The sequence below is a fragment of the Shewanella sp. KX20019 genome (assembly GCF_016757755.1).
Classification (GTDB): Bacteria; Pseudomonadota; Gammaproteobacteria; order Enterobacterales; family Shewanellaceae; genus Shewanella.
Genome location: NZ_CP068437.1, coordinates 4,569,636 through 4,595,725, shown reverse-complemented (window position 1 = coordinate 4,595,725; position 26,090 = coordinate 4,569,636). Strand labels below are relative to the sequence as shown.

26 protein-coding genes are annotated in these 26,090 nt (G+C 44.5%); 6 read left to right on the top strand and 20 right to left on the bottom strand.

Features of this window, described 5'->3' with window-relative positions; translation table 11 throughout:
- Positions 1–31 precede the first annotated feature (31 nt).
- The 11 genes from JK628_RS19940 to rraA all read right to left on the bottom strand — a co-directional run bounded on the left by JK628_RS19940 (position 32) and on the right by rraA (position 9,895).
- Positions 32–1,903 (bottom strand): sensor domain-containing diguanylate cyclase, encoded by a 1,872-nt coding sequence (locus tag JK628_RS19940; RefSeq protein WP_202286656.1) that lies wholly within the window; start codon positions 1,901–1,903, stop codon positions 32–34.
- Positions 1,903–2,697, bottom strand: a complete 795-nt coding sequence (locus JK628_RS19935; RefSeq protein WP_202286655.1) for a TatD family hydrolase — start codon at positions 2,695–2,697, stop codon at positions 1,903–1,905. The genes JK628_RS19940 and JK628_RS19935 overlap by 1 nt, the downstream gene beginning before the upstream one ends.
- A complete protein-coding gene (locus tag JK628_RS19930) occupies positions 2,697–3,215 on the bottom strand; it encodes a hypothetical protein (protein WP_202286654.1) in 519 nt (172 codons plus the stop codon). The genes JK628_RS19935 and JK628_RS19930 overlap by 1 nt, the downstream gene beginning before the upstream one ends.
- A 284-nt stretch (positions 3,216–3,499) precedes the next feature.
- Positions 3,500–4,261, bottom strand: coding sequence for a twin-arginine translocase subunit TatC (gene tatC / locus JK628_RS19925; protein WP_202286653.1), 762 nt, complete (start codon positions 4,259–4,261; stop codon positions 3,500–3,502).
- Between the two features lie 3 nt (positions 4,262–4,264).
- Positions 4,265–4,660 carry a Sec-independent protein translocase protein TatB gene (gene tatB, locus JK628_RS19920; RefSeq protein ID WP_202286652.1) on the bottom strand — a complete coding sequence of 132 codons (396 nt, stop codon included), beginning with the start codon at positions 4,658–4,660 and terminating at the stop codon, positions 4,265–4,267.
- A 6-nt stretch (positions 4,661–4,666) separates the two neighbouring features.
- Positions 4,667–4,906, bottom strand: a complete 240-nt coding sequence (gene tatA, locus JK628_RS19915; protein ID WP_202286651.1) for a Sec-independent protein translocase subunit TatA — start codon at positions 4,904–4,906, stop codon at positions 4,667–4,669.
- A 61-nt stretch (positions 4,907–4,967) separates the two neighbouring features.
- Positions 4,968–6,617 (bottom strand): ubiquinone biosynthesis regulatory protein kinase UbiB, encoded by a 1,650-nt coding sequence (ubiB, locus tag JK628_RS19910; protein ID WP_202286650.1) that lies wholly within the window; start codon positions 6,615–6,617, stop codon positions 4,968–4,970.
- Positions 6,614–7,237 (bottom strand): ubiquinone biosynthesis accessory factor UbiJ, encoded by a 624-nt coding sequence (locus JK628_RS19905; protein WP_202286649.1) that lies wholly within the window; start codon positions 7,235–7,237, stop codon positions 6,614–6,616. The genes ubiB and JK628_RS19905 overlap by 4 nt, the downstream gene beginning before the upstream one ends.
- A gap of 11 nt (positions 7,238–7,248) precedes the next feature.
- Complete coding sequence (ubiE, locus tag JK628_RS19900) at positions 7,249–8,004, bottom strand: bifunctional demethylmenaquinone methyltransferase/2-methoxy-6-polyprenyl-1,4-benzoquinol methylase UbiE (RefSeq protein ID WP_202286648.1); 756 nt, start codon at positions 8,002–8,004, stop codon at positions 7,249–7,251.
- 203 nt (positions 8,005–8,207) lie between these two features.
- Positions 8,208–9,245 carry a formimidoylglutamase gene (locus JK628_RS19895; RefSeq protein ID WP_202286647.1) on the bottom strand — a complete coding sequence of 346 codons (1,038 nt, stop codon included), beginning with the start codon at positions 9,243–9,245 and terminating at the stop codon, positions 8,208–8,210.
- 164 nt (positions 9,246–9,409) lie between these two features.
- A complete protein-coding gene (gene rraA, locus JK628_RS19890) occupies positions 9,410–9,895 on the bottom strand; it encodes a ribonuclease E activity regulator RraA (RefSeq protein WP_202286646.1) in 486 nt (161 codons plus the stop codon).
- Between the two features lie 336 nt (positions 9,896–10,231).
- On the opposite strand from rraA, the gene JK628_RS19885 reads away from it, so the two are divergent.
- From JK628_RS19885 to JK628_RS19870, 4 genes are all read left to right on the top strand, one after another.
- Positions 10,232–10,483, top strand: coding sequence for a YgjV family protein (locus JK628_RS19885; protein WP_202286645.1), 252 nt, complete (start codon positions 10,232–10,234; stop codon positions 10,481–10,483).
- A 194-nt stretch (positions 10,484–10,677) separates the two neighbouring features.
- On the top strand, positions 10,678–11,190 hold the full coding sequence (locus tag JK628_RS19880) for a phosphatase PAP2 family protein (protein WP_202286644.1): 513 nt from the start codon (positions 10,678–10,680) through the stop codon (positions 11,188–11,190).
- Positions 11,191–11,199: 9 nt separating this feature from the next.
- Positions 11,200–12,255: an MJ1255/VC2487 family glycosyltransferase gene (locus JK628_RS19875; protein ID WP_202286643.1), complete on the top strand. Its 1,056-nt coding sequence runs from the start codon at positions 11,200–11,202 to the stop codon at positions 12,253–12,255.
- A 161-nt stretch (positions 12,256–12,416) separates the two neighbouring features.
- Positions 12,417–13,088 (top strand): Crp/Fnr family transcriptional regulator, encoded by a 672-nt coding sequence (locus tag JK628_RS19870; RefSeq protein WP_202286642.1) that lies wholly within the window; start codon positions 12,417–12,419, stop codon positions 13,086–13,088.
- Positions 13,089–13,128: 40 nt separating this feature from the next.
- Here JK628_RS19870 and tsgA read toward each other — a convergent pair whose 3' ends face one another.
- The 9 genes from tsgA to priA all read right to left on the bottom strand — a co-directional run bounded on the left by tsgA (position 13,129) and on the right by priA (position 24,649).
- Complete coding sequence (gene tsgA / locus JK628_RS19865) at positions 13,129–14,298, bottom strand: MFS transporter TsgA (RefSeq protein WP_202289903.1); 1,170 nt, start codon at positions 14,296–14,298, stop codon at positions 13,129–13,131.
- A 78-nt stretch (positions 14,299–14,376) separates the two neighbouring features.
- Positions 14,377–15,081: a purine-nucleoside phosphorylase gene (gene deoD, locus JK628_RS19860; protein WP_102038899.1), complete on the bottom strand. Its 705-nt coding sequence runs from the start codon at positions 15,079–15,081 to the stop codon at positions 14,377–14,379.
- Between the two features lie 217 nt (positions 15,082–15,298).
- Positions 15,299–15,691, bottom strand: a complete 393-nt coding sequence (locus JK628_RS19855; protein ID WP_202286641.1) for a gamma-butyrobetaine hydroxylase-like domain-containing protein — start codon at positions 15,689–15,691, stop codon at positions 15,299–15,301.
- A gap of 95 nt (positions 15,692–15,786) precedes the next feature.
- A complete protein-coding gene (gene hslU, locus JK628_RS19850) occupies positions 15,787–17,112 on the bottom strand; it encodes an HslU--HslV peptidase ATPase subunit (protein ID WP_202286640.1) in 1,326 nt (441 codons plus the stop codon).
- A gap of 50 nt (positions 17,113–17,162) precedes the next feature.
- Positions 17,163–17,687 carry an ATP-dependent protease subunit HslV gene (gene hslV, locus JK628_RS19845; protein WP_202286639.1) on the bottom strand — a complete coding sequence of 175 codons (525 nt, stop codon included), beginning with the start codon at positions 17,685–17,687 and terminating at the stop codon, positions 17,163–17,165.
- Positions 17,688–18,515: 828 nt separating this feature from the next.
- Positions 18,516–19,664 carry a hypothetical protein gene (locus JK628_RS19840; RefSeq protein ID WP_202286638.1) on the bottom strand — a complete coding sequence of 383 codons (1,149 nt, stop codon included), beginning with the start codon at positions 19,662–19,664 and terminating at the stop codon, positions 18,516–18,518.
- Positions 19,665–19,998: 334 nt separating this feature from the next.
- Complete coding sequence (locus JK628_RS19835; protein WP_202286637.1) at positions 19,999–20,571, bottom strand: SPOR domain-containing protein; 573 nt, start codon at positions 20,569–20,571, stop codon at positions 19,999–20,001.
- Between the two features lie 10 nt (positions 20,572–20,581).
- The gene (gene argS, locus JK628_RS19830; RefSeq protein WP_202286636.1) at positions 20,582–22,327 is read right to left on the bottom strand and encodes an arginine--tRNA ligase; all 1,746 of its coding nucleotides are present in this window, start codon (positions 22,325–22,327) and stop codon (positions 20,582–20,584) included.
- A 126-nt stretch (positions 22,328–22,453) separates the two neighbouring features.
- Positions 22,454–24,649, bottom strand: a complete 2,196-nt coding sequence (gene priA, locus JK628_RS19825; RefSeq protein WP_202286635.1) for a primosomal protein N' — start codon at positions 24,647–24,649, stop codon at positions 22,454–22,456.
- Between the two features lie 119 nt (positions 24,650–24,768).
- Between priA and JK628_RS19820 the strand changes: the two genes are divergently transcribed.
- Both JK628_RS19820 and rpmE read left to right on the top strand, forming a co-directional pair.
- Positions 24,769–25,494, top strand: a complete 726-nt coding sequence (locus tag JK628_RS19820; protein ID WP_202286634.1) for a FimV/HubP family polar landmark protein — start codon at positions 24,769–24,771, stop codon at positions 25,492–25,494.
- 186 nt (positions 25,495–25,680) lie between these two features.
- Positions 25,681–25,893: a 50S ribosomal protein L31 gene (gene rpmE, locus JK628_RS19815; RefSeq protein WP_202286633.1), complete on the top strand. Its 213-nt coding sequence runs from the start codon at positions 25,681–25,683 to the stop codon at positions 25,891–25,893.
- The last annotated feature ends 197 nt before the right edge of the window (positions 25,894–26,090 follow it).

Genomic DNA, 26,090 nt, shown 5'->3' with positions numbered 1-26,090 from the left:
ACTTTTTGGTGATGTCAATTTTGCTCAGGGCTCAATTTTGCTCAGGGCTGTACAGCATGATGCGATTACGCCCTTCGTTTTTGGCGCGATAAAGTGCTTTATCGGCTTGCCCTAATAACAAGGTTGTATGTTGTTCAGAGGAGACGATTTCAACGCTCACTCCAATACTGACCGTAAGAGGGATGGTAATCTCCCCCCAATGGATCGGTAATTCAAAAATAGCTTTCCTTATTGACTCAGCAACTTGCAAGGCGCCTTCTTGATTTGTATTCGGTAATATAATAGCAAACTCTTCACCACCAAAACGTGATACTAGATCGGTTGGTCGCTTTAATATTCGCTTTAATTCGCCGGCAATGACCCGTAAAGCTTGGTCTCCGGCGAGGTGCCCATGGGTGTCATTAATCGATTTAAAGTGGTCTATATCTAGCATGAGCACCGCCATCGGGGTTTGTTGTCGGCGACTAATGCGGCCCTCTGCGAGGATACGCTTATCAAATGAATTTCTATTTTTTACACCGGTAAGGCTATCAATGGTAGATTGCTCTGTCAGTTTTTGATTCGCTTCATTGAGCTCTCTTAGCGCGATCTCTAACTCTAAGGTCCGTTCTTGCACCATCTGCCCAAGTTGTTCGCTACTTCTGGCCTCTATTCGTAGTGCATCTTCTCGGGTCGTTTTCACTCTTTGGGCTTGAATTAATGCTTCTTGTTGGATCTGTAGTTTAGACAGACGTTCATCGTTATAGCGTATAGCCAGTAGCGCCGCCATAAAAAGGATTTCGAAACTTAATCCAAGCGTAAATGGGGTCTTTGCCTGCAGTTGAAGTTCAATATAGCCCAAGTACAACATGCCAGAAATTAAGGCTCCTAACATCATTCCTGCCCAGCCTATGGCGAATAGCTTAGCCAGTTTATGGCCACGAAACCCCTGAACGAGTGCGATATACATCAGTAGTAGACTGGCGAACATGACGGCGCAGATATCCAATTTTAGCGCTAGATTGTAATCAAGCAGTAATCCAAGAAAGAGCAGAGCGATTGAAATAGCAGCACCGAGTCGGCAGATCCGTAGCATAGGTTGGCTGTGGTATTTCAGTTGCATCACTTTTTCTGAAAAAAGAAAGGCAAATGCCATCGATAAACACAATAGAGCTGGTGTTATAAACGCTTGAATAATAGGCCAGTTAGGCCAAATGAAACGAAAGGCGATACCATGCAGTGTCGCGACAAAAAGGGTCAGAGAGAGCACATAACCTGCATAATAGGTATAGCTAAATGAGTGTGAGGTTATGGCAATAAAGAGACTAAAAATACCAATTGCTGTTAAGACACCAATTTGAAAACCATATAACAGTGATTGCTGCTCAGCATTTTGGTAATAGGCGTCATCGGTCCAAAGTGTGATGGGGAGGCTCGAAGATCCTGTGGTGCTAATTTTTAAGTAAAATGTATGTAAATCCTCATTTTTACAGCTAAATGGGTAGGCAAAGTCATTACTGATAATCGGTCTTTGCGAGAAGGGGATACTGTCGCCCATAATCACTTTATTTATTAAACGCTGTTGATTGAAGTGGTATAACTCTATTAGGTCTAGGTGTGGATTGGTGATCGACAGTATTCTTTTTGTGGCAACTGAACCGCTACTTTGTACGCTAAATTTTATCCAAAAGTGCTTGTCACTCAGACCGCGAACGACATCTGCTGTGAGTTTATTCCAGTTGCTGGATGCTAACTGGCTGACTTGAATTATGTCGCTAGTCTGTGTTGCTGGTGTGTAATAAGTCCACTCCTTTAGTGCCAAATCTGTCGGAGTATTGCTGTCGATCGTAAGCATATTTTCGGCGTAGGCAGCGCTTGAAATAAACATCATAGCGATGAATAAAAAACGGTTAAGTAGCAGCATTAGTAAGGCAAACCAAAAAATGAGCGGCTGTTTTGATAGGTTTTCAGTGCAAAGTCGTCAACTGTTTGCCCACGAATATTGGCAATATATTCAGCAATGTAAGGTAAGTACTTAGGCTCGTTCTTACTCGACTTAGGTTTTGGTCGCATACTTCGAGGCAGCAAGTAAGGGCTGTCAGTCTCAATCAAAATACGGTTATCTGGAATAAGTGGCACCAACTCTGCGAGCTCCTGGCCTCTACGTTCATCGCAAACCCAGCCCGTTATCCCTAAATGCAGGTCTAGCTCTAAATAAGCCTCTAGGCTTTCACGGTTTCCGGTAAAGCAGTGTAGTAGGGCAGCAGGTAATGCCGAGCGGTACTCTTTTAATATGGCTAGAAAATCACTATGGGCATCTCGCTCATGCATTAATACTGGTAGCTTTAGCTCTATTGCCAGCTCAAGCTGCTGGGCAAAAGCTTGTCTCTGTTTAAGTCTTGGTGAGAAGTCTCGATTATAGTCCAAACCACACTCGCCAATGGCAACGACACATTGAGCTAAGCTTAGCTGTCTAATTTGATGGCTGCTTTGAGAGGTCCATTCACTGGCGTGGTGCGGATGGACTCCTGCTGTGCTATAGAGTTGCTCCGGAAATGAGCGACACAAGTCAATTGCGAGTTCGCTCTCCTCAATCTGACTACCAATCACAATCATTGAGGAGACGCCTACATTGTTGGCTTCCTCAACAACACGTTGCATACTTTTCTCTAAGCTGCTGCCAATGAGATTGACAGCAATATCCATAAATAGCGGCATTATTTAAGACGTTTAACACGAATCGTAGTGTTGCGATCTTTTGTACCTAATATAAAAGAGCCAAGGGCGGCTTTTTCGATATAGACCTCTTGTTCAGGCTTAAGCTTAAAAGTACGTGAATCTGTTTGCTTCCAAAGCTGACCATTATCGAATTGGATTTTGAGAGCTCCGTAAGGATCTTTTGTGACCTTACTAACCGTTAGGTTGATGGTCGTAACCACTTGCTCATCTTTATCTTTCTTGAGGTTACCAAACTCTTCTACCGCATCTGCTTGTGTATTGACGGTACTGGTGATAACTGCTGCAGATGAAGCAACCGCAATAACTTCAGAGGTGGGGGAGCTACTTGCTGCGCTTTTTGTTACCAAGGAAGCTGATAGATTGTCGTAACAGATAAGACGATCAAGTTTGTCTTGTACCGCAGCGCATTGCGTTAGCTGTGCTTCAACAGAGGTATTCGCCAATGTCGATAGCGAAACCGCCGCGGTTGTAAGTAATAACAGAGTTGGCTTAATCATCAAAATTTCCTTTTATTTTTAGAAAGCAGGCTATTGCATGATTTTATATCAATTTCATCATACATGTAATCAATACCAGATTTTGCTGTTAACGCGATTAAGAAGTGTAAAGTTTCTAATGTCTATGGCTGTTGACATACAGAGCATGCAGTGTCACGGCTGATCATGTTAGGCATTGATGTTGGTATGAGAGGCTAGGTTGAGAATTTAAGCCAAAAACAAAAAAGGTACTGCCTTCATCAACTGAATGGCAATACCTTTTGTATCGTTCAAAAATTACTTAGCTACTTCTGTTCAGTCTCTTCCGAGCTATCTTCTTCGTCTTCGTCATCAGCAGCTTTACTGTAGAAACGTGCTGCGATGAGCCCACCTTCAAACAAGATTAGCATTGGAACCGCGAGCATGGTCTGCGAAATAATGTCCGGAGGTGTTAAGAACATCCCTACAATAAAGGCACCAACCACGATATATGGACGTTTCTTTTTCAGCTCTTCAGGTGTGGTAACACCCGCCCAGCATAAAAGAACCACAGCCACTGGTATTTCAAACGCTAAACCAAAAGCAAAAAATAGCTTGAGAATAAAGCTCAAATAGCTACTGATATCCGTCGCAACTTCCACACCATCAGGTGCCACACTAGTGAAGAAGCCAAATACCACTGGGAATACCACGTAATAAGCAAATGCAATACCGAGGTAGAACAGCAGCGTGCTACTGGCAAGCAAGGGCATCATCAGGCGTTTTTCATGCTTATACAGCCCTGGGGCTACAAATGACCATATTTGAAACAGAACATAAGGGATGGCAATAAAAAACGACAGCACTAATGTCAGTTTGAAAGGCGCAAAAAAAGGTGCGGCGACATCCGTTGCAATCATGCTGCTCGATTCGGGCAGTGCTTGCATCAAAGGTATGGCCATATAATGGTAGATATCATTGGCCCAATAGACCAAACAGATAAACACCAAGAGAACACTACCAATGGCTCGAAGCAGCTTATTACGCAGTTCAAGCAAATGGCTTATTAATGGCTGTTGTTGTGACATGGACTACCCGTTAGGTTTGTCTGACTTAGCACTCTCTGTCGAAGATGTCTCAGTAGTAGGGCTGTCTTTGGCTGGAGTTTCTGTCGCCGAAGGAACATCTTCTACTTGATAAGGACGATTAACAGATTGCGCTGCTTGTTTTAGTTGATCGATTGAATCCTGTAACTCAGGCGCAAGGTTTTTTAAGCCTTGGCTTTCTGCTTTTTTCAAATCAGTATGCAACTGCTCAATTTTAAGCTCTTGCTCCAATTCGTCTTTAACTGAGTTTGCCATCTTTTTCATGGCGCGGATCCAGCCTGAGATTGAGCGCACGGCGACAGGAAGTCTTTCAGGGCCAAGTACCACTAGCCCCAAAACTCCAATCAACAGCAACTCCATAAAGCCGATACCGTCGAACATAGTCGATTACGCCTGTTCTTTGTCCTTAGATTCAGCCTTTTTTTCGGCTGTCTCAGTGCCCTGAGCTGTTTTTTCAGCTGCACTGTCTTCTAGCGCTTTCTTCTCTTCTTCAGAAGACATGGCGTTCTTGAAGCCTTTAACTGCACCGCCTAAATCGCCGCCTAAAGAGCGTAATTTCTTTGTTCCAAACAATAATACGACAATCAATGCAACAATAAGAAGTTGCCAAATGCTAATGCCACCCATGTACGAATCCTCTTAATTTAGATACTGGTTCTATTATGAACCTTTGGTTATTTAGGTCTAGCTAAAGTTTTAGGTTCTTTGGCCTAGATCGCCATCCGAGCAGCCACAATGTGGCGCCTACGCCGATACTGCCGTAAGAAGCCCATAGTGTAGCGTCTTGATTTAACAAAATAGTGCCACAGATCACTAAAATAGCGGATGTGATCAAAAGATAGTTACTTTTATGGGCTTTTTGCTGATGTTTTAGATACCGATCGAGTAATTTGTTGTGCGTCTTTGCTAGGTTGCGCCCCATTTTTAGATTATCGTAAATGAGTTCAGGCAGTTCGGGCAGTTGTTCAGCCCAATAAGGCAACTGTTGTTTAATTTTACCTGCCATGGCTTTTGGGCCAACTTGCTCTGCCATCCAGCCTTCTAAGAAGGGTTTTGCTGTTTTCCACAAATCCAGTTGTGGATATAGCTGACGCCCTAAACCTTCAATATAGAGTAAGGTCTTCTCCAGCAATACCAATTGTGGTTGCACCACCATGTCGAATCGACGTGCGGTTCGAAATAGCTCAAGTAAAACGTGACCAAATGAAATTTCATCCAATGGTTTATTAAACATCGGCTCACAAACAACTTTAACAGCTTGTTCAAATGCAGCGATATCTGTATCGGCTGAAACCCAACCCGATTCAATATAAAGCTGAGCTATACGGCGGTAATCACGATTGAAGAAGGCGAGGAAATTTTCAGCCAAATAGCGTTTGTCTTCATCGGTAAGCGTGCCCATGATGCCGCAGTCTAAGCCAATATAGAATGGGTCATTCGGATGTTCGCGGCTGACAAAAATGTTGCCTGGATGCATATCTGCATGGAAAAAATTATCGCGAAAAACCTGAGTGAAAAACAGCTCTACACCGCGTTCAGCCAGCAGCTTTAAATTGGTGCCTTGCGCTTCAAGTGCAGCCTTATCTGATACTGGTATACCGTTAATGCGTTCCATTACTATCAGTCGAGTAAAGCAGAGCTCTTCATACATAAAAGGGATATAAAGTGAATTAGAATCCAAGAAGTTATTGCGTAACTTTATGGCGTTCAGGGCTTCAAGTTTTAAGTTGAGCTCACCTTCGATGGTGGTGCGGTAATCCTCGACGACTTCGGCTGGACGAAGGCGATTGTTGCTCCCTAGTAGATATTCTAAAAAACCTGCCGCTTGTGACATTAGTTGAATGTCGGCGTGCACTTTTTGTTCTACATCTGGGCGTAGTACCTTCAATACGACTCTAGCACCGTTAGATTTTAGCGTTGCAGTATGCACTTGCGAGATAGAGGCTGATGCCAGTGGAATGTCATCGAAGTCATCGAAGTAATCTTCAATGGGGGCATTAAGTTCTAATTCAATGGAGGCACGAGCAATGGCAGAATCAAACGGAGGCACTCGGTCTTGCAGCATCGCCAGCTCTTCGGCCCATTCGTCGCTGAGCAGATCGCGGCGGGTCGAGAGCATTTGGCCAAACTTAATATAGACAGGCCCAAGCTCTTGCATCGCCAGCTTTAAGCGTTCGCCACCGACTTTGTCTTTGTGTTGGTTTCTGAGCCAGAAGAGACAACCTCTTAATAGCTTAAAGTACCAAGGCGTTACCTTTGAGGGGAGTAAATCATCTAATCCGTAATTCAATGAGGTGCGGATGACTTGATAAGCGCGGCTGATACTTTTTACTGTCATTGTTTAACTCTTGCCCTATTTAGTAATTGCTCAATCCGTGTTTCTAAGGCGTCGACATCGACCGCGATATCTTCGATAGTATCACTTAAGTGAATATATTCGAGTTTATGCGGTGCAAGTCGATACTCTTCGGTCGTTAATTGACCTAAGTGGGAGCGTGTTTTTAGCAATAGTTGACTGATATCTTGTTTTGCTCGCTTAACACCTTGGCTGACAAAGTGAGTCGGAGCGTCACCTATATAGCGCGATAGTGGCTCGGCAAAGTCGAATTCAACACCTTGTAGATAGTGACTAAACGTCTGCAATAAACTGAGATCGCCTTCGAGGCTAAGTTTATCTTGTTTGATCAATTCGGTGAGGTTGGCACCTTCAGTGAGTTGATATAGCGTGGTGATATCGGCATTCACTTGGGTGTTAACATCGCCTTCGTATTGGCTAAAAACTTGGATCTCTTTGGCAAACAAGAGATAAAGTGGCCAATTAAGCTGAGTCAGTTGAATGCATAACACTTTACCATGAAGACTGCGCAAGGCAGCGTAGTCTTCAGGCGATTGGGCTATCAGCTTGTTGAAGCCAACCTCAATCGCTGCACACGTAAGTAGTGACATGTCACGAGCCATAGTGAGTCCAATCAGAATTTGTACCCTTTATGCAAGGCCACAATACCGTCAGTCATGTTGGTATAGTTCACCTGCTCAAAACCTGCATCTTCCATCATTTGTTTCAAGGTTTCTTGATCTGGATGCATGCGGATTGATTCTGCGAGGTAGGCGTAGCTATCAGCATCTTGAGTGATTAACGCACCCATTTTAGGCATCACTTTAAAGCTGTATAGGTCATATATTTTACGCATCACATCGTGCTTTGGTTTAGAAAACTCCAGCACTAATAATTTTCCGCCTGGTTTTAACACTCTCAGCATTGAAGCGATAGCGGCATCTTTATTGGTGACATTACGTAGGCCAAATGCGATGGTAATAATATCGAAGTGATTGTCAGGAAACGGCAGAGCTTCAGCGTTAGCTTGCACATAGTTCACATTGCCTACAATGCCTTTGTCTCTCAACTTCTCACGGCCGACCTTTAGCATAGAGTCATTAATATCGGCTAAAGTGACTTGGCCTTTTTCACCGACAAGGTGAGAAAATTTAGCCGTTAAATCGCCAGTGCCGCCCGCTAAGTCAAGCACTTTCATGCCTGGACGTGCACCCGCACTTTCGATAGTAAAACGTTTCCACATGCGGTGGATCCCGAAAGACATGACGTCATTCATGATGTCATATTTAGCGGCGACAGAATGGAATACGCCAGCGACCATATCGGCCTTTTGCTCAGCTTCAACCGTCTTGTAACCGAAGTGAGTGTTCTTTGGAGTGTCCTCTGACATCTATCTATTCCTATACGTTAACAATTGAATTATTACGATTGTAAGTCATCGAGCCAGATTGCTGAATCTTTCATCTATCACTATGTGATGTATGTTATTTATCAGCCGCTGGACAGTGTAAAAATGAGTGATGACACAGGGTTTCGCAAAATTGACTGCGCATTACACCATAATATTTGCCAATGTTGAATCGTTATTATTTGCTAAAGTGCATTAATACGTCCGTTAATATAGCTATAGATTAATTCGGCAATACTTTGTCCTGTTTCACGGTAACCCGCATCGATACCGGCAACATGGCAACTAGGGGCTGCCTCAGCTATATGTAAATAGGCACAGGGGCAATGCTTAGCCACATAACTAACGTAGTGTAATGCATCGATCAAGGGGACTCCGGCTGCGGTTGACGCACTACTTGGCATATTGGTGATGGCGTCTAAATCGAGTTCTACCGCGACAGGAAGCGAGCTGTTGTTGAGCTCTTGAGTAATTGATTTTAATGCGGTTTCTAAGCTTAATTCTCGGCGTACCCAAATTTGCTGGAAACTATGCCAGTGGCCACCAAATGCTTTGAGTTGCTCTAATGTCGCTTCGCTATTTTTTAATTCATGTAGACCAAGCACATGGTAAATACCTAGTGCACCAGAAGCTGCTGCGTAACTAAAGCCATTACCACTGTGGCGCCCCTCTCTTGGCCTGAAATCGGAATGAGGGTCAAGGTTAACTGCTGCGACAGCACGTTTATGACTGGCTTTAGCGGCCATTAATAGGCCGTATGCATTGTTATGGCCACCACCAATGACAATGGGTTCTAACCCCGCTTGCATTACGCTAGATAACAATTCAATCACTCTTACATCTAATCGCTCTACATTGTGACGTAGCTGCTCCGCGCTGCTATTGTTTGGCAGTTGTAAGTCTGCCGTTGCTATTTGACCTAACACTAAACATTGATCGCCACTTAAAAAACGGTTGGATTGAAAATTGAGAAACTGTTTCATCGCGCTGTCAAAAGCATCTGTAGAGCCACCGCGACCCAAATTTGCACGGGGGCCGATATCCTCGCCAATGCCAATAATGGCAAAGCGAACATTGGCGGCTTTAGCTTGGGTGAGCACTGTTGAGAGATCATCAGTGGCTGTAGGGAGTTGCACTCGTTGTCCGAGCTTTGTTTCGCCTGCTCTCGAGACGAGAAGGCTCTCAAGCTTAGTGGTAGTGAAAGGGCTGAGATACTGCGTCATTTAGTTATTCTTATATTTTAAACTCATTAGCGATAGTGTAAGCCCTTAGGTCTACAACTCAAGCCTTGCTGAAAAACTAATCCAAAAATCAGCCACAAAAAAGCCAGCACTATTGGCTGGCTTAACTGGCAGAATCAAATCGAAATTTGATTCTCATGTGCTAATTAATCAATATCGAGTGGTTCAGGCGATAAAATAATGCCGGTATTGTCGGCATAAACATGGTCACCTGGTAAGAAGGTGACACCACCAAAGTTGACGGGAATTTCAAGTTCACCAACAGCGTTGCTATCGGCGCCAACGGGGATAGAAGCTAATGCTTGCACACCAATGTCTAAATCTTCTAAAGCATCAACATCACGAACTGATCCATAGATGATGATCCCTTCCCAATTATTGTCTACAGCTGTTTGGGCAATCGTCGAGTCGAGTAGGCCGCGACGTAGCGAGCCACCACCGTCTACCAGTAATACTTTACCTTCACCATCTTCTTGAAGGGTCTCAATGATGAGGCCATTATCTTCGAAACATTTGATGGTGCTAATTGAGCCACCGAAAGAGTTACAACCACCGAAATTACTGAACATGGGTTCGACAACATCAACTACATCGATATAAGTGTCACAAAGTGCCGAGGTGTTGTATTCCATAGGAGCGCTCCTGGTAAATAGGCGTAGCTCAGTAATTTGAGCAAGTTAGTCATTCATCCCAGTATATAAGGGATTCTTGAAAAGAAAAGTGTTATCAATCACGCAATTGCTGATAAAGGCACCGTTCAATAGTGTTGTGGTAATATTTCTACATCCCGATTACTAATTCGGCGAAAACATGACCCAGGTCATTATATAACGTTTTTTTATTACCAAGATGGTTTGTTTTTGTTAGCATAAGCGTAGAAATATTAACTTAACTTAATTTTTGAGTCGCTTTAGGGGCACGGATCCCCCAGTTAGCTTAGGGAAGGCAGAGGGCCTAAAAGGTGCCTTATGGAAGCTATTAATACTATTGAAATCATCGGTTACGCTGCGTCAGTTATGGTCGCAATTTCGCTAATGATGAAAGACATTATCTGGTTGAGATGTTTGAACTTTACCGGTTGTTCACTGTTCGTTATTTACGGTGCATCAATCGAAGCATGGCCTGTTGCAGGCATGAATGCCTTTGTTGCGTGTATTAATATTTACCATCTGCAAAAGATCTACCGCAACCGCAATAATGTTGAGCTTGCTGCCGACTAAGCTGCAGGTATGCGCTAGCCTGATTATCAACCGATGATTGGGCTAGTAGATTGACTCTAACTCGATAATTTTCTCTTTTCTTTGTTTGACTCTCCCTGTTATTTTCTTTGTGTCATAAAACTTTAGGCTCGTTGTCACGTTCACGTCATGGACTTTTCATAGCTTGCTAACCAATAACACATTGGGAGTTTGCAATGATCACCTCAATATCAAAATTAGATCAGAACGGTTATCGATTCGTGGTTAAGCAGGGCCAAGAGCATGGCTTGCAACCATTGGCTTTATCAATCTCAGCCTCTGGAAATGGACCTGTTTATTTGTACGTCGCAGTGCTGTTTATACTGCTAGATAGTCATGGCGAATCACTAATCAATATGTTGTTAGCAGCTTACTTGGTCGAGTTACCACTTTATTTCCTACTTAAAAATATCATCCGTCGACAACGCCCGTGTCATGCGCTTGCTGATGGGATTGCCCGCTTTGAACCCGCCGACAAATTTAGTCTACCCTCAGGTCACACCGCCGCTGCATTCGTTATGGCAACTAGCATCTACTTTACCTATCCAGCACTATTTTATATTGCTAGTTGTTGGGCGATAAGCGTTGGTCTATCGCGGGTTATCCTCGGGGTTCACTACCCGTTGGATATTATCGCAGGCGCGTTATTGGGAGTTGCATCTGTTGTACTTAGTCAGCACATTATTTAGGAGAGAGCATTGAAGATCCTCTATGGGGTACAAGGCACTGGCAACGGTCATTTGAGCCGAGCTAGAGTGATGGCTAAAGCGATGCAGAAGCAAGGCGTCGATGTCGACTTTTTCTTTTCAGGGCGTTCAGCTGAACAGTTTTTTGATATGCAATGTTTTGGGCAATACAGAGTGCAATCAGGGCTGACGTTTGCAACCAAAGATGGTCGTGTGAATGTAGCCCAAACCGCGAAGATGAACGCTTGGTTTGGCTTCCTTAAAGATGTCAAAAACTTAGATTTAAGTGGATATGATCTGCTGCTTAATGATTTCGAGCCAGTTTCCGCTTGGGCCGCTAAAAATCAAGGTGTGCCTTCGATTGGCATAAGCCATCAAGCTGCGCTTAATTTTCCGGTGCCTAAAGTGGCTGACAGTTGGTTTAATGAGACCGTGTTGAACTATTTTGCTCCAGTGGATATAGCGTTAGGCTGTCACTGGCATCACTTTGGTTTTCCGATTTTACCGCCTTTTGTTGAGGTTGATAAAGTTGACAAAGAGTTGGCACATCAAGTCTTGGTCTACCTGCCTTTTGAATCCGCAGATGCCATTATCGATTTTCTAGCGCCTTTTACTGATTACACGTTTTTGGTATATCACGCTGGCAACTCGATTAAGCCAATGCCAGCGCATATCAAATGGCATGGATTTGACCGCGATGGTTTTAAAGCGGCGATGGCAAGTTGTGGAGGAGTTATTGGTAATGCTGGTTTTGAGCTTGCCAGTGAAGCGCTAACCTTAGGTAAAAAATTGCTGATTAAGCCGCTGCTTGGGCAGTTTGAACAGTTATCAAATGTCGCCGCTCTTGAGTTACTGGGCGCTGCTGAATGCATGAAAACATGCTTAGACCCTGAAGTGCTGCGCCGATGGCTGAAGTCACCAACTCCTGAAGCTATTCACTACCCTCAAGTGGGGGATGCACTCGTTGCTTGGTTACTTAAGGGCGATTGGAGTCAACCTGAGGTGTTATGTCAGTCACTATGGTCGCAAGTCAATTTGCCGTTAAGTTGGCAAAAAAAGAGTCCTTAGGTTAACGGAGACTATGAGGGCTGAGGCGTTGCATTTGTTCTATCAACGATAGCAAGTGCTGATTCGGTCGCTGTAAACCTGAGCTCGCATTATTACCACTGGCTTTAAAAGAGGTATAATGTTTATGTCTTTCGCCTAATGTAAATAAAAACGACACTATTATGCAGCTAAAACCACTTGAGAAAGGGCGTTTCCATTCATTATGGCAGCAAGAGCATGATGCTATTGAGCAGATAATGCGTGAGTGCATCACCGAGACAAAATCTGTTAGCGCACAACATCGATTGATGGAACAAGGTCAGCAGGTAAATGACCTAATACTGGTGCCTCAAGGGCGTATTTCAATGGGTTATACTGCGAGAAATGGTCGTTGTTTTCAGTTGGGCACCATGACGTGCGACTCACAGTTGTTTGGTGAGATGGAGTTTTTTACCGACTACCTGTGCCAGTTAGATATCATTGCCGAAGAGCCATTGGAGATCTCAGTGATCAATGGCGATAAGTTACAGCAAGCCCTACTAAAGACACCTCAGTTTGCACTGTTTTTTGCCAGTGCGATAGCTATTGATTATCAAGATACGGTGGATATTTTTACCCGCAGAATGCTATATCCCATCGCCTATAATATTGCTTACGATCTCTATCATCAGTATCTAAAAGATCAGCCTGTCGAGGGTTTTACTAAGTGCTATTTAGAGGCTGAACGCTTTGCCACAACCGATAGAGTCTATCGCCGAGCCATTAAAAAGCTGGAAGATTTAGCGCTGATTAAGCGAGAGAAAGAGGGGCTGACTATTTGCGATCTTGAAGGGCTTAAATCCTTTATAGAATAAACCCCAAACATGCCGTTTGGGGTTTATCTGCTTGACTCATTTACGCTGTTTGAGCCGTAATAGTCGCTTTTTGTTTATTAGAGATCAGCAACATCGCAATAATCAGGCCGTAGATAACAGGGATTGCATACATCACTGTTTGTAGGCCTATGACGCTCTCAAATAGTGAGCTAATTGCTGGGCTGAACATTGCACCAGCACTACCACTAATCAATATATAAGATACATTTCGGCTACTGGCATTTTTTACAAATGACACACCGTAAGCAATAAAGGCATTATAAAGCGCGGCACAAGCAAAGCCATAACCATAGGTTAGGTAACCAATCCAAGCCAAGTTATCTGTAGTAACAATCAAACTTGTGATGACAAATGCGAGTGAAATCATCCCCATGATAAAGTGCTGGATCTTAACTCTCGACACGATAACTGTCGATACCAGCGCACCAATTAGCGCGGCAGACCAGTACTGGGTGATAATATTACCCGCGTCTTCAAATGGAATGTCGAACTTGGTTTTAACGAACATCGGCGCCCAAGTCAGGAAGGTATAAAGCGCTAGCATGCCAAGGAATAAACCCACTCCGCCGCTAATGATCCCTAAGTTCCACTCTGACTCATCTTTACCACTCTCTGCTGATGTTTGAGTTTCAACCAGTTCAAAGTTGGTCGCAAGTGCGATGGCGGCCGTCGCTAATGCAACAATACCAACAGCAAGGTAGCTGTAGCTCCAAGATAGCGCGTGGCTTAATGCATAGGTGGTTATCAGTGGGAATACAACGCCGGCAACGTTAAAGGTGGCATCTTGTACCACTAGCATGGTGCTTTGGATTTTGTCTTTCCATACCGATACTACAATTGTACCTGCGATACACAATCCAACGCCGCCACAAAGCCCGATAATGGTCATTGCGATCATCACTACGGTAAGTGAACCTGTGAAATGTAATGCCGCAGCACTGAGCGCTATGCTCACGTAGCTAATCAGGGTCATGCGTTTTACGCCAATTTTTTCAATTAAGAAAAAGGCCGCAATCGTACCCGCTAGGGCGCCGCCATTGAGTAGCGAGAATATTGAGGCGACTTCATTGACGTTAGCGGAAAACTTCTCTGCTATAGGTTCTATTAACATGCCGAACTGTGTCGCAAAGCCTGCCATCACAAAGTTGGCTAAAAAGCTAAGCAAGGTTAAGGATATTTTATTTTTCATCATCTGTTCCTAGTATTGCTGTATCAAGTGCTAAAGTTAAGCCGCGCAAAGGGGAGCTTCGAGCGGCCTAATAAAGAGTTACTGACAAGCTGTTTCTAATGCCAGCTCTATCATCTGATTAAAGGTTAATTGTCGGGCTTCTGCACTGGTCTCTTCGCCAGTTAAGCAATGGTCTGAAACGGTAAGAATCGCTAAGGATTCAAAACCTTTGTGATGCGCTAGGCCATATAAGCCAGCGACTTCCATATCTACACCTAATACACCAAAGCGTTCTAATGCTGGGATCATGTCTTCATCTGGATCGTAGTACATGTCACCACTGAACACATTACCGACTTTAACGTTTATCTGTTTCTGTTGAGCAATGGTGTAGGCTTTATGTAGTAACTCGAATGTGGCTGAGGTCGCCATCTGGTAACCACTACTGCGCTTGGCGTTAGTGGGGGAATCAGTACCCGCAGCTTGGGCCAAAATGACATCGTTGATCTTTACGTTGTGCTGGGTTGCACCAAGGCTACCGACGCGAATGATACGTTTAACATTAAAGTCAGTTACAAGTTCATGGGCGTATAACACCATAGATGGAATACCCATACCATGACCCATAACGGAAATACGTTGGCCTTTATAAAAACCGGTATAGCCAAACATATTGCGAATATTGGTCACTTCCACCGCATCATCTAAAAAGTTTTCAGCGATATACTTAGCGCGAAGCGGGTCGCCAGGCATGATGATGGTTTCGGCAAAATCACCGGCTTTACCATTAATATGTGCAGTCATGAGTAATCCTCTATTTTGATTACTCTCGATAGTAATTGTCTATTTATGATCCGTGGAGGACATAAGTCCGCCTCGGCTGATATATACAGTAGATCTGTTGTTTGATCACAAAAAATGACGCTTATCTGCGTCATTTTGTGATGGAGTGTTTTTTGTCATAACTTGAAGTGTGACTCGAATCACTTTTGCTGGCGGAGCATTTCAAATAAGTACACTGCTATTTGTGGTACTTAACTGCCATATCGATAAGCGGTTCGCGGCTGGCTTTTGCTGCTCGCAAACGCGCTAAGTATTTTTCCCACAACTCGACTTGGTGGGTGGCTAAGTCATGCAGCACCTTCCATGAGAAAAGCCCGGTATCATGGCCATCATCGAAGACGATTTTAACGGCGTAATTGCCGACAGGCTCAATGGCTGAGATATTGACATTTTTCTTATGGGTAACCAGCACAGGGTTACCATGGCCATGCACTTCTGCTGATGGCGAGTAAACGCGTAGCATTTCGCAGCTAAGTTGATAAGTGTCGCCATTATCGAAGTGCATCTCTAGCTGGCGAGATTTGCGCTTAAGCTTTAAGGATTCAACATTAGGGGTATTATCTTGGGTCATAGGTCTGCCAATTAGAGAAAGTCGCGATTCATAAAACACAATAGCGGTTAAGCACAGAGTTGTCCTTAACCGCCATCACTATATTAGCATTTGAGCTAGAGAATAAAGCGACTCAAATCTTCATCTTTAACCAAGTTATCGAGGTGAGCGCTGACGTAATCAGCATCGATGATGGTTTCAGAACCTGATTTGTCAGACGCTTCGTAAGATAGCTCTTCCATCAAACGTTCCATCACAGTGTGTAGGCGGCGGGCACCAATATTTTCTGTGCGCTCGTTGACCTGCCATGCGGCCTCTGCGATAGAGTCGATACCTGATTCGGTAAACTTAACGTTAACGCCTTCGGTTCCCATAAGGGCAACATATTGCTCTGTGAGTGATGCGAACGGCTCAGTCAAAATACGCTTAAAATCACTAGCTGACAATGCGTCGAGCTCGACACGGATCGGCAAGCGACCTTGCAGCTCAGGGATTAAATCTGATGGCTTACACATCTGGAATGCACCCGATGCAATAAACAGAATGTGGTCAGTTTTGACCATGCCGTGCTTAGTATTAACCGTACAACCTTCGACAAGTGGTAGTAGATCACGCTGCACCCCCTCACGAGAAACGTCTGGGCCTGAAGAGTCACCGCGCTTACAAATTTTATCAATCTCATCTAAGAACACGATACCGTGTTGCTCAACCAGTTCGATCGCTTGCTCTTTAAGATCATCAGGATTAACAAGCTTGGCCGCTTCCTCTTCAATAAGCAGTTTATAGGCTTCTTTAATCGGCATTTTACGGCGCTTGCTAGCACCCGGCCCCATGTTTTGGAACATGCTTTGTAGCTGATTGGTCATCTCTTCCATGCCTGGAGGTGACATGATTTCGATACCTGCCTGTGGCGCAGAGACGTCAATTTCAATCTCTTTGTCATCTAGCTGGCCTTCGCGTAGCTTCTTACGGAAAACTTGGCGAGTGCTACTATCGCTTGGCTTTTCGCTGTCCCAGTCTTCCTTTGGCTTCGGCAGTAGCGCATCGAGAATACGCTCTTCAGCAGCTTCTTCGGCTCTATATTTACACTTAGCCATCTGCTCTTCACGTGTCAGCTTAATCGCTGAGTCGGTGAGATCGCGAATGATCTGGTCAACTTCTTTACCGACATAGCCCACTTCAGTGAACTTAGTCGCTTCCACTTTAATGAATGGTGCTTTTGCAAGGCGCGCCAGGCGGCGGGCTATTTCAGTTTTTCCCACACCAGTCGGGCCAATCATTAGAATGTTTTTAGGCGTGACCTCTTGACGAAGGTCAGCCGCTAACTGCATCCGGCGCCAGCGGTTACGCAGTGCTATCGCAACTGAACGTTTGGCTTTTTGCTGGCCAATAATGTGGCTATCAAGTTCATGAACAATTTCACGGGGTGTCATTTCAGACATATTCTTTCCTCATGCTTAAGCATCAGTCTTAGGTATAAACGACAGTTCGTTTAGTACTTTAACTCTTCGATGGTCTTAAATTGGTTAGTGAAAACACAGATGCCGCCGGCAATAGTCAATGACTTTTCTGCAATTTCTAACGCGCTAAGATCGGTGTTTTCAAGCAGTGCTGTGGCTGCTGATTGGGCAAAGTTGCCGCCAGAACCAATGGCAATTAAGTCATTTTCTGGCTGAACCACATCACCGTTACCGGTAATAATCAATGAAGACTCACCATCAGCAACGGCTAACAGCGCTTCAAGTTTGCGGAGCACCTTGTCTGAACGCCAGTCTTTGGCCATTTCAACCGCGGCGCGCATAAGATGGCCTTGATGCATTTCGAGTTTGGCTTCGAAACGCTCGAATAGGGTGAATGCATCGGCTGTACCGCCCGCAAAGCCTGCCAATACCTTATTGTGATATAGACGACGAACTTTTTTAGCGTTGCTTTTCATCACGGTGTTACCGAGAGAAACTTGGCCATCACCGGCGATAACCACTTGGTTATTACGGCGTACTGATACGATAGTGGTCACGATAAATCCTCTTCTCTAGCCAGCGACAATGCGTCTTCTGGTTGGTGATAATAGATATATGGGGGTGGTTGAGTAAATATCAAGGGGTATGAGTATTGCTTCGCCTAAAGCTATAGGTTTCTAGGTTAGAGCTGCGGCCTTCGAAAACAGGACGTTTTCGTTGAGCCCACAAGGACGTGCTCGCGGCGAGTCTCAGCCGCGTCTGCACATACGCCTGCCGCAGGCAATTGGAAGCACTTTGGTCAGCAGCTAAAGCATTTATGCCCCAAAATGTTTTAGTTATCTATTAGTTTTATCAAGTTATGCTTGACCAAAGTCGTGGCGCTTCGCCCACACCCGAGCCAAGGGGCAAAGCGCTTGCGCCCCTTAGCTAACCCTCAGCGCCCCGGCGAAATTTAAACAGCGAAATTTCCAACGGGGAAGATGGGTGTGTTCTGCTGGCTATGCGGAGTGGTGACTTTTTTGGTTTTAAATTAAAAACTAAAATGCTGAGAGTTTGCGCTTTTATAACCCTGTGGAGATGCGGCAGAGGCCGTCGGTGGCATGGGCGCCATCGCAGAGCTTACAGGGACCCTTTCTTTATATAAAGAGCTGCAGCGTGCCTCAGTAGCGCCTGCACATAAGGTCGTTTATTCACATCCATGTGATCACGACATTCGGATATCCTGTCCAGCACCGACCGCAGGTCATTGGAACCACCTTTGCCTGAAGGTAACTCACTTTTGTCCACAGACAGGATAGGGACTAGCTCATTTATGCCCCAAAGCTCGTTAGGTTTATCAAGCTTCGCATTCACTTTTATAAGAAGACAAAGTCATAATTGAGAGTCTAGCGCTCTAGTCGACCCATGAGATTTGCTCTTTGCCGCTCAAGTTTATCTAGGTTTAGTTGATAAGCGTTAAATGAAGGAACTCCAGTGCAGAGAATGTACTTTCCAATGGGGTTGTAGATATAGCTGCTAATGGTATCAATGGATACACTGCTTAGGCACTCTGTTTGGGATTTTGGTCCAACCAGATACTCAGCATAGCGGTTGGCTGTATCTTGGTTTTGCATAAGAGGGTGTAGCAAGGAGGTGGCTATTTTGGTTATTGTGTCGTCGCTGCCATCATCGACTTGAGTCGTCTTGGTTATTCTGGTGAAATATAGCCACTCCCCTAATTTAACATTGCTTAGTGATAGCACATTGGCTGGCACGGACTTTGTCCAGCTAGTCGGTATCTGTACAGCGTCCTGTTCTAGCTTCTGCTGGTTCAGAATGACTTCGCCAAGTTTCATGTTTACAGACATCGCACCTGCACTAACCATTTTGTTGCTCAGTATATAGGTGTTTAAAGATAGTCTTTGCCAAAAAAGCATATCTTGCTCGATTGCCTGAGCTGTTAATTTTGGCGAAGAACTATCTATATTTTCATAAATTTCTAGAAGATAAAGCTTCTGTGCAATCAATAGATTTTGAAACGGCAGCGCTTTCATAAAGTTATTGAAGTTGGGGTTATCTTGCCAAGTACTCATATTCAGCAACTGTTGATAGCGCTCAATTAACCAACGGTTGTTTGATAGTAGGGTTTTAAGATCGCTGCTTTGTTTAATGTTGGCTTTACAGGTCGCCAAAAAGTCATCTTCACCCAAACAACTTTTTAGTGGCAATTTAGGCGGTGTGTAATACTTGGCAGGGGTTGTAATCTCAATACTCGACACATCTTTGTTCTGTAGTTTTTGCAGCTGATCTAGTCCCGTTGTCATTGGCAACTCGCCTTTTGGCGCACCAAATCCTAATGCAAAAATGTACGCATTATCATTGAGATTATTAGCCAGGGTGCGATCAGTTTCTTCTATTTGAGCAAGGTAGTACTTTGACTGCTCAGAAGGGGCCACATCTCGTATATTGATAAGCAACAGAATGCAGTAGAGCGTGAGTGGGATGGCAAGTGCCGTTAACAAAATCCATTTAAGCGCGTGTAAAAAGTGGCGCATTATTTAGTCCTATAATGGTTGATTTTTAATGCTAAATTTAGTCTACCCTAACTTTTAATTAGAGTAAGAAACTATTGCTTCAGAAAGAGAAAAAATTAAAAGTATTAACGTTTTTGATGTTACTACGCCAAATTAAGCAACGCACTGAATAGAGTAACTCGATTAGCATGTTAATGCTCACTGCATTCAAATTCTAATAGAGTAACTCGATTAGCATGTTAATGCTCACTGCATTCAAATTCAGTGGAAATCCCAATTGACTATTCCGCGACAGCCAATAAAAAAGCGCTGCATGAGCAGCGCTTTATAGAGTTAGCCCTGTTGAGATTAAGTTCTACGAACTTTCCCAGAACCAGATTTGGCAACCGTTAGTACCAGAGTTTTGCAGTACGTGGCGCTGTCTTTCTGCGTCACGCTTTTTGTCGTAAGGCCCGAGTACAACCTTGTACCAGATCCCGCTGGTGCCTTTAACTTTACGTACCTGGGCTTCTAACCCTTGGAAAGCAATCATCGCCTTGAGCGAGTTTGCTTGAGATTCCTTTCTAAATGAACCGCATTGCATCTGGTAAGGTCGTTTAGGTTTGGTTGAAACCTCTGGCAGATCCACTTCTACCTTTTTATTTTCCAGCTCTTCAAGATAGGTCCACTCCTCTTGTGGAGCTGGTGGTAGCGCGTTTGGATCTTTTTTAACCGTTGTTTTCTTTGGTGTTTCAACTACCACAGGCGTTGTAACTGCTTCATCAGTGCTGTTTAACAACCACAACAAATAACCAAAGCCAGCTACACCAGCGATGGTTATCAGTAGTACTAAATAGGGAAAACGCTTAGGCTGATTCCCTTTAGAACCACGCTTGTTGGCATTGCCTTTACGCGTGGGTTTACGGTTTGCGTAGTCACGACTCGTCATGGGGTTATGATTACATCCGCTCTAGAGTTTCAAGTCCTAGCAAGTTAAGCCCTTGCTTGAGTGTTTTCGCTGTCAGCTTCGCCAGCAGTAAACGGCTCTTCTTCTGTGCTTCGGTGTCAGCAGCCAATACTGGGCATGCTTCATAAAAGCTAGAGAACGCACCCGCCAGTTCAAATAGGTAAGCACAGAGTGCATGTGGTTGGCCTTTACCGATAACGCGGTTCATCACTTCACCAAACTGGGCTAACTTGGTGCCAAGTGCTTTCTCTCTCTCGTGCTCAAGTACGATAGTCGCATCGCTCAAGTCGACGTCTTGTGCCCGCTTGAAGATGCCAGCTACACGCGTGTAGGCGTAGAGTAAGTAGGGTGCTGTATTACCTTCGAAGCTCAGCATCTGCTCAAAGCTGAAGATATAATCGCTAGTACGGTTTTTAGATAAGTCAGCATATTTAACAGAAGCAATACCGACTACACGCGCAATTTCTGCCAACTCGGCTTCATCCATATCTGGATTTTTACTGCGAACTAAATCAAGTGCGCGAATATCAGCTTCTTTAAGCAGATCAATCAGCTTAACCACGCCACCTGAGCGAGTCTTAAAGGGACGACCATCAGCACCGTTCATTGTGCCAAAGCCCATATGTTCGAAGCTCATCTCTTCGCGAACAAACTTGGCTGTTTTAGCCAATTTAAACACTTGCTGGAAGTGCAGTGCTTGGCGCAGATCAACAAAGTACAGTGCTCTGTCGGCTTTTAATACGTTTGAACGATAGCGCATTGCTGCCATATCACTGGTCGCATATAGGTAACCGCCATCTGCTTTTTGAATAATAACAGGTAGTGGCTCACCCTCTTTGTTTTTAAACTCTTCCTGGAAAACAACTTTAGCGCCGTTACTTTCTGACAATAAGCCTTGTGCATCAAGTTCAGCAACCACTTGCTCTAGGTCAGCGTTATATGAGCTTTCACCGCGAACATCTTCACGAGTTAAACTCACACCCAAACGCTGATAAATTTCGTGACAATGGCTTAGTGAAATGTCGTTAAATTCACGCCATAACTTATTGCAGTATTCATCGCCTGACTGTAGTGAAACTACAAGCTTGCGGGCACGATTGGCAAAATCTGTCGATTCATCGAAGCGGACTTTTGCGGCGCGGTAGAAGTTTTCAAGATCTGAAAGCTCCATCTGCGCTTGTTCGCCATTGGCTGCACGCAACTCTTCCATATAGGCGAGTAACATACCGAACTGGGTTCCCCAATCACCGACGTGGTTTTGACGGATAACCTTATGACCCATAAATTCAAGTGAGCGTACGATACTGTCACCGATAATAGTCGATCTAAGGTGACCAACATGCATCTCTTTGGCAAGGTTTGGTGACGAGTAGTCAACCACAACTGTTTGCGACTCAGGCAAGGTAACACCTAAAGTGTCGCTTGCCAGTGCTTGCATCAGCTGATTAGCAAGGGCATTGTCATCGATAAAGAAGTTGATAAAACCAGGGCCTGCGATCTCAACCTTTTCAACATGGCTAGATGTTGGCAGGTTGTCGATGATCAGTTGAGCGATCTCACGTGGGTTCTTACGCGCTGCTTTGGTTAACATCATCGCTAAGTTGGTGGCAAAATCACCGTGGCTCTTATCTTTTGTTCGGTCTACTTGAATGCGAGCTTCAAAATCAGCAGGAACAACACCTTGTTGTTTAAGGGCATTTAACGATTCAGCGAGTAAAGATTCAGTATGTGATTTCATTGGCGTTTAATCGGCACTTACAAGTAGAGAAAAATAATAGGGGCTAACCGACTATTTTAGCCGTTTGTCGTGCCCAATTACTATCCTCTAATGAACTTTTTCTGCTTTAGTTATAATAAAGTCGATTTAAAGCAGATCTTGTGGGTCACGATCTAGACTCCAACGGCATTTTTTAGCCAGAGGTAGTTGCTCAATTTGTGGCAACGCTTGTTCAAACGCTTGCTGTAGTTGATTGCGGTTTTTAGTCTGAAACAGTAGTTGGCGACGATATTTACCGGCTTTTCTATCGAGCGGCGCTGGCATAGGGCCAATCACTTCACACTCTTCGTTTTGCGGCAGTAGTGCAGCTATTTGGCTGAGCAGTGCATCGGCGTCGCTTGCAAGGTGAGCTTCGGCGCGGATGAGGAGCATATGCCAAGCGGGTGGCAGTAACGCTTGCTTGCGTTCATTTAGCTGATTACGTGAAAATTCGCCGTAACCTTTATGCATCAGCTCTCGTAGCATGGCATTGTCACTTTGGTGCGTCTGCAGTAACACTGTGCCGGGCTTATTCGCACGACCAGCACGACCTGATACCTGAGTATAAAGTTGGCCGAAACGCTCTGGTGCTCTAAAGTCAGCGCTAAACAGAGCGCCGTCGACATCGAGCAGACCAACCAAGGTGACATCGGGGAAATGATGTCCCTTGGCTAGCATTTGGGTGCCGACTAAAATTTTGTATTCACCTTTATGGATCGCGTTGAGATGCCCCTCGAGTGAGCCTTTATTACGGGTGGTATCGCGATCAATGCGCACCACTGGGTGGTTAGGAAACTCTTTTTCAAGGAAGGTGGCGAGTTGCTCTGTACCGACACCTTGGCCCGCGAGCATGGTGCTACCACATTGATGGCACTGCTTAGGGATAGCATACTGGTTACTGCAGTGATGACAGCGGATCTCACCTAAGGCTTGATGTACAGTAAAGAAAGCATCACAGCGATCGCATTCATGCAGATGGCCGCATTCATGGCAAATAAGCGCAGGTGCAAAGCCACGTCGGTTAAGAAACAAAATGACTTGGTTGCCGGCATCAAGGTGAATACGCATCTCATTTAATAATGCATGCGACATCCCTGAGCGCAGTGGTTGATTGCGAATATCGACAATGCCTTGACGTACTTTTTCCGCATTGCCTGCGCGCTTACCTAGCTGTAGATGATGATATCGGCCACTAAGGGCATTCTGTAAGGTTTCAAGTGACGGTGTTGCTGTGCCCAAAAGTACTGGGATTGCTTCTAAATGACCACGCATGACAGCAAGATCGCGCGCATGGTAACCCACACCCTCTTGTTGCTTAAAGCTGGAATCATGCTCTTCATCTAAAATGATCACCCCAGGATAAGCCATCGGGGTAAATAGTGCAGAGCGGGTGCCGATAATAATTGCCGCTTCACCTGTTTTGGCGTTACGCCATGCATCTAAGCGTTGATTGTCGGTTAAACCTGAATGAATGACTGCCACTTTTACATTAAAGCGCCGTCTGAAGCGACTAATGGTCTGTGGGGTTAAACCAATTTCTGGTACCAGAATTAGCGCTTGTTTGCCCTGCTTTAATATTGTTTCTAATAAAGCTAAGTAGACTTCTGTTTTACCTGAACCGGTAACACCTTCGAGTAGAGTACAGTTATAGCCTGATTGCTGGGTGAGTGTCGCGACGGCAATGGCTTGCTCAGGGTTGAGTCGGTGAGGCTCCTCGGTCATTTCAAGAGCGGTGCGCCAGCTTAGATCAACAGTACCTATGCGTGACTTCTTTATTATCCAGCCCTTGTCTTCGAGCGCCTTTAGCGCTGCTTTACTCAGTTCTAACGTTGTTATTTCGTGTTGCTCGAGCTCTCGTTCAATTAGAGTATTAAACAGCTTTCGTTGAGCGGGGGCGCGGTTAAGTTGGTTGACATCTGCCTCACGTCCAGCATCAGTTAGACTCCAATAGCATACAGTTGCGGCTTTGGCTTCTGCGCCTTTTCTAAGGGCAACAGGTATTGCTTGTGAGAGCATTTGTCCTAAGCTACAGAAGTAATATCTTGCAGCCCAAGCAGTTAATTTATAGAGTGAATCAGGTAATAGCGGTGCATCGTCTAAAATGCTAATAATAGGCTTTATTTGCTTAGGGGTTAGTTTACAAGTATCCGTTATGGCCGTAATAAGGCCAATAAGCTGCTGACGGCCAAACTGCACTTGTACTCGCATACCCTTTACAGGAGCGATGACGATATGATCCGGAACTTGATAACTAAAGGTTTGCCGCATTGGAACAGGCAGTGCGACCTCAACAAACAAAGGCATAAAACTCTATTTCGATAGAAGATAAGCCTGTAGTGTACCGAGGCGGGTCTTGGAGAGCTAGTCAGATTTAACTTATATCGCGATTCAACTGCTAAGCCTGAGAGCTAGGAAGGGAAACGATGAAAAGAATAGTAATTTTAGCATTAACGACGTTAGCTCTGTTTTGCACAGCTGTTACTGCCGAAGTATCTCATGTCAGCATAAATCAACGATTATCTGAGCTGGGAGAGTATCCCAAACTGAAACTGAATATCGTTTCAAGCCATACTAACCCTAATAAAGTGCAGTACTTCTTACGCCAGTCGACAGGAGAAGAGCGCCTTGTTAGTTCGCCGCTAAATAACTTTCTGGTATTAGTCACGGGCGTTGACGATGTGGTTGATAGTGAGGCGGTATTGGTGGTGAAAGAGCATAAAATAAACCGTTGGCGAGAAGTGACTGTACTCAGTTTATTCGGTGACAACGCTGTGAACAATTTGCCAAAAACGGCATATGCTGAACCCTCTCCAATGCCAGTAAAAGTGGATGAGAAGGCCAATAGTGGTGCGCTTGAGGGATTACCGGTTAGTACGACGACTATTGCAGCCAATATCGAAGATAACTGCAAGATCGATTTTAATGGCAGCGAAACGCTTTGGCGTATTGGTGTGCGTCAGTCTAAAGTGTGGGGCATCAACACTTATGGTGCAATACTTGCCATTTATGAGGCTAATTCAGCGGCTTTTAAAAATAACAACATCAATGGCTTAAAGTCGGATGCATCATTGAAATGTCCCTCTATAACGATACTGGATAAATATGCCGATGCTAGGGCTGCCGAGAAATTATTTGACTCAATGTACTAGATATATGGCAATTTAGGCTAAAATAGTGCGTCCGCTGTGTTTATATATAGTGATTATAGACTGCGGATCTATTGAATCTATTGGTTAGATGCTGTACCATCCTGCGCCTTAAACTATTATTAACTGCATGTGGTGTCCGACTTCGGGTTGGAAGAGCGACATGGCCTTAAACTTGAGGTAATTCCAATGAAAGCAGGCATTCATCCTGATTATGCAGAAATCACTGCAACTTGTACTTGTGGTAACATCATCAAAATTAACTCTACTGTAGGTAAAAACTTACATTTAGACGTTTGTGGTGCATGTCACCCATTCTACACTGGTACCCAGAAAGTTACGGATACCGGCGGACGTATCGATAAGTTCAACAAGCGCTTTGGTGCACTTGGCAAGAAGTAATTACTTCTGCAATGAATTTAAAAAAGGCGCCTTATGGCGCCTTTTTGCTATCTTGAACTTGGCCTTTCTTAATTGCTCGACTAATAACACGGCAATAGGGTTTAACCCTCAGTCCTTTATTCTTACTATCGACATCCCCTCTGTTAATAACCTGCCATTGAGTAGCGACTCGCTTTGCTAAAGCAAGGGTTTATCAA

Coding starts and splice junctions, on each gene's coding strand:
- argS (WP_202286636.1), bottom strand. CDS start 22,327: ATGAAATCACATACTGAATCTTTACTCGCTGAATCGTTAAATGCCCTT.
- JK628_RS19905 (WP_202286649.1), bottom strand. CDS start 7,237: ATGGCTCGTGACATGTCACTACTTACGTGTGCAGCGATTGAGGTTGGC.
- priA (WP_202286635.1), bottom strand. CDS start 24,649: ATGCCTTTGTTTGTTGAGGTCGCACTGCCTGTTCCAATGCGGCAAACC.
- JK628_RS19935 (WP_202286655.1), bottom strand. CDS start 2,697: ATGCCGCTATTTATGGATATTGCTGTCAATCTCATTGGCAGCAGCTTA.
- tatC (WP_202286653.1), bottom strand. CDS start 4,261: ATGTCACAACAACAGCCATTAATAAGCCATTTGCTTGAACTGCGTAAT.
- ubiE (WP_202286648.1), bottom strand. CDS start 8,004: ATGTCAGAGGACACTCCAAAGAACACTCACTTCGGTTACAAGACGGTT.
- JK628_RS19885 (WP_202286645.1), top strand. CDS start 10,232: ATGGAAGCTATTAATACTATTGAAATCATCGGTTACGCTGCGTCAGTT.
- hslU (WP_202286640.1), bottom strand. CDS start 17,112: ATGTCTGAAATGACACCCCGTGAAATTGTTCATGAACTTGATAGCCAC.
- deoD (WP_102038899.1), bottom strand. CDS start 15,081: ATGACTGCACATATTAATGGTAAAGCCGGTGATTTTGCCGAAACCATC.
- JK628_RS19840 (WP_202286638.1), bottom strand. CDS start 19,664: ATGCGCCACTTTTTACACGCGCTTAAATGGATTTTGTTAACGGCACTT.
- tsgA (WP_202289903.1), bottom strand. CDS start 14,298: ATGAAAAATAAAATATCCTTAACCTTGCTTAGCTTTTTAGCCAACTTT.
- JK628_RS19835 (WP_202286637.1), bottom strand. CDS start 20,571: ATGACGAGTCGTGACTACGCAAACCGTAAACCCACGCGTAAAGGCAAT.
- JK628_RS19855 (WP_202286641.1), bottom strand. CDS start 15,691: ATGACCCAAGATAATACCCCTAATGTTGAATCCTTAAAGCTTAAGCGC.
- tatA (WP_202286651.1), bottom strand. CDS start 4,906: ATGGGTGGCATTAGCATTTGGCAACTTCTTATTGTTGCATTGATTGTC.
- rpmE (WP_202286633.1), top strand. CDS start 25,681: ATGAAAGCAGGCATTCATCCTGATTATGCAGAAATCACTGCAACTTGT.
- JK628_RS19870 (WP_202286642.1), top strand. CDS start 12,417: ATGCAGCTAAAACCACTTGAGAAAGGGCGTTTCCATTCATTATGGCAG.
- tatB (WP_202286652.1), bottom strand. CDS start 4,660: ATGTTCGACGGTATCGGCTTTATGGAGTTGCTGTTGATTGGAGTTTTG.
- JK628_RS19895 (WP_202286647.1), bottom strand. CDS start 9,245: ATGACGCAGTATCTCAGCCCTTTCACTACCACTAAGCTTGAGAGCCTT.
- rraA (WP_202286646.1), bottom strand. CDS start 9,895: ATGGAATACAACACCTCGGCACTTTGTGACACTTATATCGATGTAGTT.
- JK628_RS19880 (WP_202286644.1), top strand. CDS start 10,678: ATGATCACCTCAATATCAAAATTAGATCAGAACGGTTATCGATTCGTG.
- JK628_RS19820 (WP_202286634.1), top strand. CDS start 24,769: ATGAAAAGAATAGTAATTTTAGCATTAACGACGTTAGCTCTGTTTTGC.
- ubiB (WP_202286650.1), bottom strand. CDS start 6,617: ATGACAGTAAAAAGTATCAGCCGCGCTTATCAAGTCATCCGCACCTCA.
- JK628_RS19940 (WP_202286656.1), bottom strand. CDS start 1,903: ATGCTGCTACTTAACCGTTTTTTATTCATCGCTATGATGTTTATTTCA.
- JK628_RS19930 (WP_202286654.1), bottom strand. CDS start 3,215: ATGATTAAGCCAACTCTGTTATTACTTACAACCGCGGCGGTTTCGCTA.